General features: G+C 44.3%; 13 protein-coding genes. 8 read left to right on the forward strand and 5 right to left on the reverse strand.

Going from position 1 to position 13,316, the window contains the following annotated elements; genetic code table 11:
- The first annotated feature begins 14 nt into the window (after nt 1-14).
- The 7 genes from prsR (at nt 15) to GQS54_RS14460 (ending at nt 6,545) form a co-directional block, all read left to right on the forward strand.
- Entirely contained in the window at nt 15-1,373 is a 1,359-nt protein-coding gene (gene prsR, locus GQS54_RS14430) for a PEP-CTERM-box response regulator transcription factor (protein ID WP_166424684.1), read from the forward strand.
- A gap of 89 nt (nt 1,374-1,462) precedes the next feature.
- Entirely contained in the window at nt 1,463-1,846 is a 384-nt protein-coding gene (locus GQS54_RS14435) for a CidA/LrgA family protein (protein WP_166424685.1), read from the forward strand.
- Nucleotides 1,847-1,860: 14 nt separating this feature from the next.
- Nucleotides 1,861-2,565: an LrgB family protein gene (locus tag GQS54_RS14440; protein ID WP_166424686.1), complete on the forward strand. Its 705-nt coding sequence runs from the start codon at nt 1,861-1,863 to the stop codon at nt 2,563-2,565.
- A 143-nt stretch (nt 2,566-2,708) separates the two neighbouring features.
- Nucleotides 2,709-4,418: a DUF1566 domain-containing protein gene (locus GQS54_RS14445; RefSeq protein WP_166424687.1), complete on the forward strand. Its 1,710-nt coding sequence runs from the start codon at nt 2,709-2,711 to the stop codon at nt 4,416-4,418.
- A gap of 1 nt (nt 4,419) precedes the next feature.
- Nucleotides 4,420-4,917, forward strand: coding sequence for a DUF1566 domain-containing protein (locus GQS54_RS14450; protein WP_166424688.1), 498 nt, complete (start codon nt 4,420-4,422; stop codon nt 4,915-4,917).
- Between the two features lie 90 nt (nt 4,918-5,007).
- A complete protein-coding gene (locus GQS54_RS14455; RefSeq protein ID WP_166424689.1) occupies nt 5,008-5,787 on the forward strand; it encodes a YggN family protein in 780 nt (259 codons plus the stop codon).
- 101 nt (nt 5,788-5,888) lie between these two features.
- The gene (locus GQS54_RS14460; protein WP_166424690.1) at nt 5,889-6,545 is read left to right on the forward strand and encodes a site-specific DNA-methyltransferase; all 657 of its coding nucleotides are present in this window, start codon (nt 5,889-5,891) and stop codon (nt 6,543-6,545) included.
- 24 nt (nt 6,546-6,569) lie between these two features.
- Here GQS54_RS14460 and hemW read toward each other — a convergent pair whose 3' ends face one another.
- Both hemW and GQS54_RS14470 read right to left on the reverse strand, forming a co-directional pair.
- Nucleotides 6,570-7,745 carry a radical SAM family heme chaperone HemW gene (gene hemW, locus GQS54_RS14465; RefSeq protein ID WP_166424691.1) on the reverse strand — a complete coding sequence of 392 codons (1,176 nt, stop codon included), beginning with the start codon at nt 7,743-7,745 and terminating at the stop codon, nt 6,570-6,572.
- Nucleotides 7,746-7,794: 49 nt separating this feature from the next.
- Nucleotides 7,795-8,397 (reverse strand): XTP/dITP diphosphatase, encoded by a 603-nt coding sequence (locus GQS54_RS14470; RefSeq protein WP_166424692.1) that lies wholly within the window; start codon nt 8,395-8,397, stop codon nt 7,795-7,797.
- Between the two features lie 231 nt (nt 8,398-8,628).
- Here GQS54_RS14470 and GQS54_RS14475 point away from each other — a divergent pair, with 231 nt between their 5' ends.
- Complete coding sequence (locus tag GQS54_RS14475) at nt 8,629-9,753, forward strand: energy transducer TonB (protein WP_166424693.1); 1,125 nt, start codon at nt 8,629-8,631, stop codon at nt 9,751-9,753.
- A gap of 83 nt (nt 9,754-9,836) precedes the next feature.
- Here GQS54_RS14475 and srmB read toward each other — a convergent pair whose 3' ends face one another.
- The 3 genes from srmB to GQS54_RS14490 form a co-directional block, all read right to left on the reverse strand.
- A complete protein-coding gene (srmB, locus tag GQS54_RS14480; RefSeq protein WP_158770947.1) occupies nt 9,837-11,075 on the reverse strand; it encodes an ATP-dependent RNA helicase SrmB in 1,239 nt (412 codons plus the stop codon).
- 92 nt (nt 11,076-11,167) lie between these two features.
- Nucleotides 11,168-11,824 carry a dUTP diphosphatase gene (locus tag GQS54_RS14485; RefSeq protein WP_166424694.1) on the reverse strand — a complete coding sequence of 219 codons (657 nt, stop codon included), beginning with the start codon at nt 11,822-11,824 and terminating at the stop codon, nt 11,168-11,170.
- A 55-nt stretch (nt 11,825-11,879) separates the two neighbouring features.
- Nucleotides 11,880-13,097 (reverse strand): multifunctional CCA addition/repair protein, encoded by a 1,218-nt coding sequence (locus GQS54_RS14490; RefSeq protein WP_166424695.1) that lies wholly within the window; start codon nt 13,095-13,097, stop codon nt 11,880-11,882.
- Nucleotides 13,098-13,316: the final 219 nt, after the last annotated feature.

Below are 13,316 nucleotides of genomic sequence, written 5' to 3' on the forward strand. Positions count from 1 at the left end.
GCAAGGACTATTACATGGATAAGATTTTAGTCGTCGATGACGACCTAGGCATTCAAAAGCAACTAAAGTGGAGTTTTACTGGGTATGACGTGGTATTCGCAGATGATAGAGCATCGGCCATTACGCAATTACGTCGCCACGAACCCAAGGTTATTACGCTGGATTTAGGCTTGCCGCCTGATCCGGCAAACGCCACTGAAGGACTTGCCGCGTTGCAGGAGATACTGGCATTGTCACCGAACACTAAGGTGATAGTGGTCACGGGCAACAACGATAAGCTCAACGCGTTAAAAGCCATTGAGCTAGGTGCATACGATTTTTATCAGAAGCCAATAGACTCAGATACTATTCAACTGTTGGTTAGCCGCGCCGCCCAACTTTACGACTTAGAAAAAGAGATCCGTCACTTATCGGCTGTCGCGCCCTCAATGGATAGGATAATTGGTAATAGTGAACAGATTCTAGCGGTTAGCAAAAAAGCAGAACGTATCGCGCAAACCGATATAAGCACCTTATTATTAGGCGAAAGTGGAACGGGTAAAGAAGTATTCGCCCGCAGCATTCACGAGCATAGTCTACGTAAAAATAACGCGTTTGTGGCGATTAACTGTGCCTCAATTCCGGAAAATTTGCTCGAAAGTGAATTGTTTGGCTACGAAAAAGGCGCGTTTACCGGCGCAAATAAAACCACCCCAGGAAAGATTGAAAGTGCCCAGGGCGGTACATTGTTCTTAGACGAAATAGGCGATATGCCAGTCGGTTTACAAGCCAAAATGTTGCGTTTTTTACAAGAGCGAGTCATTGAAAGGGTGGGTGGTCGCTCAGAAATACCGGTCGATATTCGGGTTATTTGTGCGACTCACCGTGATTTATCATCGATGGTAGCTGAAGAAACGTTCCGGGAAGATTTATATTATCGTATTGGGGAGATCAATATTTTGATCCCGCCGTTACGCGACCGCGGAAACGATGTAATCTTATTGGGTAAAACATTTTTAAATCAGTATAACGAAGATTTTAAAACCAAGGTCAAAGGCTTTAGTGACAGTGCTGTTCAGGCTATGTTACAGCATCGTTGGCCGGGTAATATTCGTGAATTGCAGAATAAGCTGAAGTCTGCGGTTATTATGACGGAGACTGCCTATATTCAACCTGATGATTTAGGTCTTCAAGTGAATGAGCACCAAAGTGTGATGCCTACATTAAATTTGCGTGAAGTGCGCGAAGAAGCCGAGAGCCGAGCGATTCGGCATGCTTTCCAAGTGGCTGAACGTAATATGTCGCGCACGGCTGAATTACTGGGTGTGACACGTCCTACCTTGTATTCACTTATAGATAAATACCATTTAGAGGACATTAAAACGGGCTCTTAGTTTATGTATGCTTGCTGGCTTAGACTGTAATGACAATTATCACGATGGTTAATACGATTAACACCAGTCAAATGGTAACTGAGGCGTAGATGCATTGGTTTAAATATGCACTGGCGCTTTTATCTTTGGTGGGCTTTTGGTTTGCTGGTTTGCTTCTGAGTCAGTTCATTGCGTTGCCCGCCTCATTACTTGGCTTATTATTGTTGTTACTGGCCTTGATGTGGCTAAAACAAATTCCCAGTGCGTTATTGCGCGTGTCGCAGTTTGTACTCGGGCATATGTTAGTGCTATTTGTCCCTGCAACGATGGGAATTTTATTATTTGGTGAAAAACTCGCTGGTAACCTGTGGTGGTTAGTATTAACGATTATTATCAGCACTGTCATCAGCTTGGGCATTACTGCGTGGATTGCTCAACGCCATTGGCAGAATCATGAGCCAGCAGATATTCCGATCGAGGATCACGATGATTAAGACTAAGAACGTCTATGCTCAGTAATAATAGCGAATTACTATCAGCTGCTATTTGGGTATGCATCACCCTATTGGTATATCTTGGCTCACTGCTCATTTACCGCGTATTAGGCAGTCGGCCTCTTTTTCATCCAATGATTTTTTGTATCGCTATTCTAGCCATGCTGTTGTTTTATGCAGGGGTCAATGTGAAAGAATATCAGAGCTACACCGGCTTGTTAAGCTGGTTACTTGGGCCGGCAACAGTAGCATTAGCCATTCCTTTATATACGCAACTTAACAGTATAAAGAAAAATGGTTTGGGCGTTATGCTACCTATAATAGTGGGTGGCGCGTTAGCCCCCTTACTGGCCTTGATTGGCTTGTACTTTTTGCCGATGGAAGCCAGCATAAAGCTAAGTTTTCTGACTAAATCTATCACTACGCCCCTAGCGATTGAGACCAGTCAATATATTGGCGGCATTCCTGAGCTAGCTGTAGTGATTGTGATTTTTACCGGTATTGTCGGTGCGATATTTGCCGCCAGTATTTATCGATTGTTAGGTGTTAAATCGGAACAAGCTCAAGGGATCGCACTAGGCACAGTTGCCCATGCAATAGGCACGGCTCAAGGATTTCAAATGAGTCAAAAAGTCGGCGCGTTTGCCTCATTAGGTCTATGCATAAATGGTGTGTTAACTGCGATAATTCTACCTATTATTTTCTTTCTATTCAGCTAGTGGTGCGAATGTTGCTTAGGTAAGTTTATGTGTTGAATAAGCGTATAAATTGAACTCGCTTATCAATGACGTTTAGCTTATTGAAATGATGAAATTATCTTTGTCATTAAAAGACAACATTTCACGGACTCTGGTTACCACATATGTGCAAATTATCACACTACCCAATACCTTATTGGCTATCCCTTTTCCTCGTTACCCTTTTTTTAACGGCATGTGGTGGATCAGGATCACCAGACTCAAGTACCGACAATAGCGCAAAAGTACTTGTTAATGCGGGACCCGGCTCAACAGTCAATGAAGGAACCACAGTGAATCTTCAGGGTGATGCGGTAGGCACTACTGATGAGCTGACTTATGCATGGTCTGCTGCGCCTACGCTTGATATTACGCATGACGATAGCACTTCAGGAGTCGCATCTTTTGTGGCGCCAACAACCAGTGACAGCCTGACTTATCGCCTTACATTGCAGGCAACCGACGGTAACGGAAACGTAGGTTCAGACTCATTAGATATAACGGTTTTACCCCTAAATACTAAACCTAACGCGTTGATTACTTACCAACCTTTAGATGGTTTTAACAATAATATATTTCCAGCAGGAATGGACGTTACTCTAGATGGTAGCACGAGCACTGACGCAGACGCAGCGGACGCCAGTGACCCCATTGCCGCATATCAATGGCAACAACTTGCCGGAGTTGGTGTACTTTCTGGTGTAAGCAAAGATGCCAACAGCATTTCTTTTACCACCCCCATTTTGGATGAAGACACGAGCTTGACGTTTGAGCTTACGGTAACCGATTACGAAGGTGGGACGGATAGCCAAGAGCTTACGATAACCATTTTAAGTGCTCGCAACAATGTGCCGACGGTTGATGCAGGTGTCGATCATCAAGTATTTTCAGGGGAGAGTATCTTGTTATCTGGTATCGCAGATACCGCCATACCGTCAGCGAAACCGCTTACCTTTCTATGGTTAAAAGATTCCTTACTTGAACCACAAATTAACAACGCCAATGTGCTACAGACCTTTGCGGTAGCGCCAATGGTAAGTAGTGCTCAGGTGTTAACGTTTACGTTGCAGGTGACAGATGCAAACAACAACGAAGTAGACGATAGTATTTCGGTTACGGTTAAGCCTTTCCCCCGCAGTTTAATTAACGATACTGGCGTCACTCGTCAAGGTAGTACTAATGCTATAAATTCGTCTCATCAAGCTGATTACCCAGCGCAAGACGGTCAGCGAGGGCGCGACATTATTGCCAATAATAATATGTTAACTAAAGCGGGGCGCGGTGAGGGCGGATTCGATTTCACTCGTCTGGATAACATTGGTGACGAAGTGGATGATGTCAGTCAACCTTGGCGTTGTGTGCGTGACAATGTAACCGGACTGGTATGGGAAATAAAAACCACGACCGGTGACTTACATGGTCGTCGTCATACCTATAGTTGGTATGAGGAAGAAAATAACGGAGGATACAGCGGCCCATTGAACCCAAGTGTGCCGAGTTGTTCTATCAGTAACTGCAACACTCAGGCGTTTGTTGATGAAGTGAATGCCCAAGGGTTATGCGGATTTTATGATTGGAAATTGCCCAACCATAATGAACTATTGTCCGTGGTACATTTTGGTAAATCGACCACGCCATTGCTAGATACAGATTATTTTCCTTATGCAGATGATGGATCAACCAGCACCTTGTGGTACTGGACATCACAAACGAGTGTTGATGGAACTAACGAGGAAGCGCAAAACGCTTGGGCGATTGATTTTTCATCAGGTAACGATAATTTTTTAAATAAGTCTACAGCGGTCAATGTGCGCTTAGTTAGAGCAGGACGATAATATGAGAAAGTTATTAATTTTGGCCCTACTTAGTTTTAATGCAAGCGCACAAACATGTCTTGATAGTGTGAGCGAAACTGCAAGCGCGGAGCAGTTTGTGGTCAATACTGATGGCACGGCCACGCATACCGAAAGTGGTCTAATGTGGATGCGCTGCAGCCTTGGGCAAACTTACAGCAATGAAAGTTGTATAGGCGAAGCCGATGAACTGAATTGGCAGCAAGCGTTAGATGATGCTCATGGTTATACCTTTGCTGGTCTAAGCGGTTGGCGGGTACCTAATTTGAAAGAACTCGCGACCCTGACTGAGCGAGCGTGTGTGCGCCCAGCGATTAATGAAATTGTTTTCCCTGATACATTATCCGATGATTACTGGACATCGACTCCTTCTGTGACCGATGCCAGTCGAGCTTGGGTGGTGGCATTTTTTAACAGCAGTAATGCGCTGAAAGAAAAACGTTTATTCGTATATACCCGACTAGTGAGAACAGTCGATTAACCTATATTTTAATTCGATTATCGTATCGTGCTTTCAATACCGAGATTTAATGGTCAGAATATCTGGGTCTTTTTAAGTTAGCGGTTTGATATGCGTTTTTTGTGGTTAATTTTTCTGTGCTTCCATATAGCCAATGTAAAAGCTGAATATAAGTGTGACGTCGAGTTAAACTATGGGTTAGTGGTAACGACAAATCAGATCAGAGTCATTGATAACAGTCGTACCGTTTATCAAATTAACGGTGACGATCAGCTGATTGTTCAAGGACAGTGGGTAACGCTGTCGCCCAAACAGCAAATAGAATTGAAAGAACTGGCTGATGGTGTGTACCACGTCGTACCAAAAATGATTTTACTGGCCAGCGAAGGTGTTGAACTGGCCATTGAAACAGTTGAACATGTATATCTAGGATTAGTAGGGGACGAGCACGATAGCTACGAAAAACTTCGCTCGTCTCTTGCCAGAGTACAGTCCCGAGTCAAAGAAAAATTCATACATGCGGGCAGTAATTTTTATATGGGTCCGGGCACACTTGAGAACGTGGACGATTTAGTCGACCGTGAACTCGAAGAGCAAATCGAAGAAGCAATGAATACCTCGCTCGGGGGGATTTTATCGGCGATTGGTGGTTTGGTTTCAGAAAGTACCAGTACCGAAGAAAAAATTGCTAAGTTAGCTGAAAAAATTGACAGCATCGGCAATTCCGTAGATGAGGTTATTACGTCCAAAGGCCAGACTTTACAGCAAAAAGCACACTGGTTTTGCAACGAATTTAATCGTCTTGATCGAGTGGAGAATCGTTTGCGTCGAGATATTCCCGAGTTGGCGCAATACGATGTAGTAAGCAGCGCGAAGTCCCGCTCTCATTAAATGGCTATTCGCCGTTGTTATTACATATAAAGACTGGGGTTGGCGCCTGTCCGCTGCTAGTATAGCCGCCGTTTTGCGTTGCTAGTCAAAGATCCTTTACTATGAATTTATTCCGTCAAGATGCTGTTGAATGGCTGGCAAATCTGCCAAGCGCCAGCGTCGATTTAGTGATAACTGATCCACCATATGAATCATTAGAAAAACATCGAGCCAAAGGCACCACTACACGCCTAAAACACAGTAAAGCGTCGAGCAATGACTGGTTTGAAATCTTCCCTAATAGCCGTTTTACTGCGCTAGTAGAACAGATTTACCGGGTGTTGAAACCCAACAGTCATTTTTACTTGTTCTGCGATCAGGAAACCATGTTTGTGGTTAAGCCGCTTGCTGAGGCTGCTGGTTTTACTTTCTGGAAACCACTGGTGTGGGACAAATGCGCCATAGGAATGGGCTATCACTATCGAGCGCGTTATGAATTCATCCTGTTTTTTGAAAAAGGTAAACGTAAATTACAGGACTTAGGTATGCCTGATGTGTTGCAAGAAAAGCGCGTTTGGCGGGGTTATCCGACGGAAAAGCCCGTGCCGCTAATTGAAAATCTCATTATTCAAAGTTCAAGGGAAGGGGATATCGTCATAGACCCATTTTTTGGTTCTGGTGCGACGTTAGTGGCGGCAAAAAATCTTAAACGTCTGTGGCAAGGTGCCGACTTATCACAGTCGGCACTCGAGCATGCTGCTAAGCGATTAAGAAGTTGACCCTAAGTGGGGATAAATCATCATTTATACCAGCATTTCTAGTAATGAATTAAGGTAACGTCGGCCAAGTGGGGTGACTTGCCAATGGGTGTCTGTTTCGGCTAACAAACCTTTTTCGATGGCGCTGTTTAAGTTGGCTTTTAATTCGGTTTGCTCATCCATGACTAGCCCGGTGAAATCGGTGAAATCTTGTTTAGGACAGGCTTCAAGTAAGCGTAATCGATTCATAAAAAACTCAAACGGCAATTCGTCATCTTGCACGATATGCCGCTGGTGCATATAGGAACGGGTTAAATCCATGTAGCCTTTAGGGTGTTTCACTTTAACGGTACGAACGATATGGCCCGTGTCTTTTAAGGTGATTTTACCGTGTGCGCCACAACCGATACCCAAGTAATCGCCAAATCGCCAATAGTTAAGATTGTGCTTACATTGCTGGCCGGCCAAACTATAGCCAGATATTTCATATTGCTCATAGCCCGCGCTACTAAGTATATCGTGGCCTTGTTCTTGAATGTCCCACAATATATCGTCGTCAGGCAGTATAGGCGGCTTAGAATGAAACTGGGTATTAGGTTCGATGGTCAGCTGATACCAAGACAAGTGCGGTGGTTGCTGGGCAATACCTTGGCGTAAATCAAATAAAGCATCGTCAATGGACTGCTCGGGTAGGCCGTGCATCAAATCAAGGTTAAAACTGTTTAAGCCAGCATTACGTGCATAACCTGCCGCGTTGAGTGCTTGTTGCTCGTCGTGTATACGGCCAAGTTTTTCTAACTTTTCTTGCTGAAAGCTTTGTACACCAATTGAAATGCGGTTTACCCCCGCTTTGGCAAAACCGTTAAAACGCTCGCTTTCCACTGTACCAGGATTTGCTTCAAGCGTGATCTCGGCATCGGATGCTAAATTCACCCGCTCACGCACGCCTGCTAATAAACGCCCAATGGCCTCGGGGGAAAAGAGACTAGGCGTGCCGCCACCAATGAAAATACTGCGCACGGGGCGATCACCAATAAACTTGGCGTCTTCGGCTAAGTCATCCAATAAATGACTGACATATTCGGCTTCAGGCAAGGTACTTTGCTTTTGTCCATGGGAGTTAAAGTCGCAATAAGGGCACTTTTGCACACACCAAGGTATATGAATATACAAAGCAACGGGAGGGAGTTGTAGTGTTTTAACGAGCGCAGAAGCTGCCATTGATGTCGAACCGCTATGCATGTTGTTGCTCACGTTGCTGCTTAAAGAGTTAATCAAGATCAGTACTTAATTTGACAAGTAACTGTTGCAGGGCTTGGCCGCGATGACTTAGAGCGTTTTTCTGCTCTTTGCTTAGCTGCGCCGAGGTGCACTGCTTTTGTTCTACCCAAAACACTGGGTCGTAACCAAAGCCGCTTTCACCGCAGCGCTCGTGCGTAATCTCACCATGCCATTCGCCTTGGCAAATTATCGGTGTGGGGTCATCGGCACTGCGCATATAAACTAATACGCATAAAAAGCGTGCTTGGCGTCTTGCAGGTTCAATATCATTCAGTGAGTGGAGTAACTTATCAATATTGTCGCTATCGCTGGCATTGCTGCCGGCATAACGCGCTGAATATACACCCGGTGCACCGCCTAATGCATCAACGGCTAAACCTGAGTCATCAGCAATGGCAGGTAAACCGGTGATTTTGGCTGCGTGTCGAGCTTTGATTATGGCATTCTCAACAAAGGTGGTGCCGGTTTCCGCCACCTCAGGTACGTCAAATTCGCTCTGCGGAATAATATTTATCTTTAGTGGACTAAGTAGCTGACTTAGCTCGGCCACTTTACCTTTGTTGCCTGTGGCTAATACGATTTTACGTGACAAGGGGGAACTCATGCATTGGACTGATATAACCGAATTTTACCTGTTTAAGGCCGTAATTGATATTGCACTGTGGCGCTCTTTTATCCACATCGATGGTGGGGGCTCATTACTATTATGCCTTGCTGTTGATAGGTAAATTATTTATTCTTGATTGCATAAATAGAGTGTACCGTTTTTTATTTCGCTACTATATTTTCAAAATTTAGCTGCTTACTAGCGCAAGGATGCATTATGGATTTTTTAGCCAAATCACTTCTACTTAGCAGTGCGAGCCTAATGGCAGGATATACCCTAGCTGCTGTGGATCCTCAATCTAAAACCAAAATAAAAGCCGAAATTCAGACTCAGTTGGTCGCAGTAATCAAACCTAGCACGGTGCTTTTAGAGTCATCTAAGCTCCCTGAGCCTATAGAGCGTGTAGCACCTAAATACCCAGTAAGCATGGCGCGCAAAGGCGCAGAGGGCTGGGTACAACTGAATTTCGTGGTGGGTACTGACGGCAGCGTAAATAACATAGTCGTCGTTGATTCAACGGGCATGCAAGATTTCGAGAAAGCCGCTGTAGCAGCAATGAAAAACTGGCAATACAGCCCCGCGTTTATTGATGGCAAGCCAATCGAGCAATGTTACAACAAAGTTCAAATGGACTTTCAGTTAGATGGAGGAGTAAGAGGGGTTAGGCGTAAGTTTAAACGCAATTATGAAAATGTACGAGAAGCGTTAAACAGCAATGATATTTCCTTAGCGCGTGAGTTGAGTGACAGCATGAAAGACAAAGGTTTGCTCAATAGCATAGAGTTTGTCTTCTATTCGTTGCTAAGAGCTGACTTGGCAAAAGCCAAGAGCGACGATCTTGCAGAGCTTAAACACATTGAACGTATCTTGAATACCGACAGAAAAGGTGAATATTTGGGCAACGAAGCGTATTCCTTACTGCTAAATCGCATGTTTGCGCTGCAACTAACGCAAGCGCAATACCTTGATTCCTTGGATACATTTCAGCGTATCGAAACCCAACAGAATAACGACGAAAATATCGCCTTGCTTAAACCCTATGTGACTAAGGTGCTTAATTTACTTAAAAGCGACAAGGTGATTTCGATCCCCGGTAAAGTAAAGCAAGACGGTGATTGGTGGCATGAATTGAGTCGAAGTGCCTTTAGCTTGCAAGATGTAAGCGGTAAGCTAAATTCTGTTGAACTGCGTTGCCATAACAAAAGGGAGTTATACAGCGCTACAACCGATAGCATATGGCATATCCCTGCCAGTTGGGGACGTTGCAGCGTAAGAGTGGTAGGTGACTCCGATAGCCAATTTACCCTACTAGAAATGCCTAACCAGAATAATCCGAGCTGATTTCGAGCTATTCTTCAATCATAAAAAAACCTGCAATTGTGCAGGTTTTTTTATGATTGAACGTGTGCTAAAAAGAGCAGTAATTAGCTTTTGTTCTTTTTCTTCTTGGCTTTTTTCTTCAAAGGTACACCCGCCGCTTTTTTGGCGCGGTTACTCATTTTTTTCTTGGCCGGTGGCTTAGCTTCTTTATTTTTCGGGCGCAGCTCATCAATCACACGGCGTTTAAGGGGCTGCTCCGTGTAACGTTCAATTTTAGGCACGATTGCGATATCGTGTGCTTCGACGATCGAAATAGCGGTGCCTTTGTTACCTGCGCGACCCGTACGACCAATACGGTGTACATATATATCAGCAGTACGTGGCATGTCGTAGTTAATAACGTGGCTGATGTTTTCTACATCAATGCCTCTGGCAGCTACATCGGTGGCGATAAGAATTTTGACTTCACCGGAGCGAAATTTAGCCATGGATAAATTACGTTTATCTTGCGGCATCTCACCTTGTAACCAACATACAATAAAACCGTCACGCTCTAATACCTGCTTTAATTCGTTCAGACGGTCGCGAGTTTTAACAAAAACGACCGCTGATTCAACCTGATGTGTCAGAATATGCTTGAGCAAGGCATATTTGTGTTTAGCATCGTCAGCTAGGTGTAACCACTGATGAATTTTACCTTGTTCTTTGCGACTCGGAGCGGCTTCAAGTTCAACGGGATCATTCAGAATATCTTTTGCAAAGCGGCTAATGCCAGCACCTTCAAGAGTGGCTGAAAACAACATGCTTTGTTTGCGCCAGCGAGCTTCAGCAGAAATCTGGTTTACGATTGATGAAAAGCCCATATCAAGCATACGGTCCGCTTCATCTAAAATAAGGCATTCAATATCACGGCAATCAAAACTTTCTTGTTCAATGTGTTCGAACAAACGCCCCGGGGTCGCAACAAGAATATCTAGATTTTTTTCTAGTGTGTCTCTGTCGGTACCATAGTTAATACCACCTGTTATCACTCCGCAGACGATATCCGTGTATTTGCTTAGCTCTAAAGCCTGATTATAAACCTGTTGGGCGAGCTCACGAGTCGGGGTTAAGATTAAAATCCGCGTCGAGCCAATACCGCGACGGGGGTAATCTAGTATAAATTGGCAAACAGGCAATAAAAATGCTGCTGTTTTGCCCGTACCTGTAGGGGCTGAGGCAAGAATATCTTTGCCTTCCATCGCTGCTGGAATAACCAACTGCTGAATACTGGTGGGTTCTATGTAGCCTAACTCAGCGACTGCGCGGCAAAGTTCATCATCTAGGTCTAGTTGCTCAAACATGGCGTTTCTATGCTTCTTAAAGTTGTACTTAATATAATGGGCGCAAAAACAAAACTGTTAAGCTCCCGAGATGCCTAAGGCAATTAACGAGTTTAATTCGTTGGGTAGCGCTGCTTTAATTCCTGATAAACCTTATCGCTGTAATCAGGTAAAGCAATGTCTAATGTGTTTAACACATCGACTAGGTGTTCGTTGTCTTCACGGCCGTGCCATAGCTTTAAGTAGCTACCATCTTTATAACCGTTGTCTTGACGGAAGAAGTTTAATACATTTTTACCCACATACTGACGATACAGTTCATCGGCGGTCATATCAGCTTGCTCGACAATTTTGATGAATAAAGACACATCGAATCGATTGGCAGCGCAAAGACCTGTCATCAATTGCAAATTGTCGAGTATATCCAAGCTGCTAAATGGGTAATCTTTACCATCAAACGTAACACTGTTATTACCGGATGCAAGTTGTTCGGCAATGACACAGGCAGACTGACTGATATCACCCTTGAACTGGATAATGATCGACGATAAAGCAAAATGCCAAATATCCACCAACTCCATTTGCAACTGTGATAAATCTTTATGTTGGGCTTTCCACCATTTCCAACCGTGATGCTCAATACCCTCGACTGATTCGATCATTGCCGCGCGCAAATATGCATAGTTCGCGCTCAACCAATTTGGGTTCACTTTATAGTTCATGCCTTCTTGTAATGTCAGCATAGTGTTTAATTGAGTGGTGGATAACATGGTAAGCCTTGTTTGTTCTGATTATGGTCTGGTTGCTACAAAAAGCGGACGGGTATTATGCCACGTTTGCAGCGATAGCATGAATGCGTTTTTGCCTGAGTTGTTGTTTTATTTCTGCACCTTTATATCCAGCTTGTACGATTTCCTGCACGTTGACTTCTTTAGCGAGTAAGTAAGCCTGCCAAATATAGTCGGCATTAGGATAAGGGCTGTCTTCAAAGCCTGTTCTGCCGCGTGCATCTGCTGTACAAGCTAACAGCAAATCAGCAAAGCGCTCGGGTTTACGCCATACGTCACAGTTATCTAGAAAGTCGTTGATGGTCGAAGCCTTTAACTTGAATGCGTGGTGAACATAGCTGTGATACTCGCTCATTAATATGGCTAAGTTGCGGCAATCATTAGGCACTTTTAAGCGCTCACACAATGTGTTGATAGGTGCTATACCGAGTTTCTCGTGCCCCTTGTGAGACGGCCACAGCGTGGGATCGGTTAAACCTTTACCCAAGTCATGTACCAAGGCGGCAAAACGCACAGACAGTTTGTTCGATATGCGTACAGACTGTTCAAGTACCATCATGGTATGAATACCAGTATCTATTTCTGGATGCCATTTGGCCGGGTTTGGTATGCCCCATAAACAATCTAATTCAGCAAACCAGACCTTTAACGCGGTGCACTCGCGCAATGTCTCAAAATACACTTGCGGGGTATCTTCAAGCAGGCTTTTAGCCGTTTCGACCCACACACGTTCCGCGCTTAAATTCGCTAGTTCACCAGATTGGCTGATATCACGCATAAGCACTTTCGTCTCATCGGCAATGGTAAAACCGTAACTGGAGTAGCGTGCCGCGAAACGCGCTACGCGTAATACACGCAGGGGATCTTCGACAAAAGCAGCCGATACATGGCGCAAAATGCGTTTATTAAGATCACCCTGACCATCAAACGGGTCGATGATATTGCCTGCGTCGTCCATGGCCATTGCATTCACCGTGAGATCTCGGCGCATTAGGTCTTGCTCTAGGGTAACACTAGTCGAAGTATCGCATTCAAAACCGGTATAACCCTGGCCTACTTTACGTTCAGTGCGCGCCAAAGCATATTCTTGTTGGGTTGTAGGGTGCAGAAATACCGGGAAATCTTTACCTACCTGCTGATAACCTTTAGCAAGCATGTCTGCTTCGCTGGCACCGACAACAACCCAGTCTTTATCTTTTATCTGGCGATTAAGAAGTTTATCGCGTACCGCACCACCAACTAAATATACCTGCATACATACCTTAAATAATAAAATCACCTTATTATGCCTGATTTGTGCTGATAGCAAAAATCGTTGCCATATTGGTAATATGGATTCGATGTTGAATCAACGTCTTGATCAATCGCTAATTTGATGTCGAAGAGCGCAAGACATACGCTGTTTCACTAAACACAGGCTTATTTTTGACAAGTTTAGATGAAGTGGTTAGTTTATCCTCCGCTTATCCTCAAA

Source organism: Paraglaciecola sp. 20A4 (assembly GCF_011378905.1).
In the GTDB taxonomy this organism is placed as follows: domain Bacteria; phylum Pseudomonadota; class Gammaproteobacteria; order Enterobacterales; family Alteromonadaceae; genus Paraglaciecola.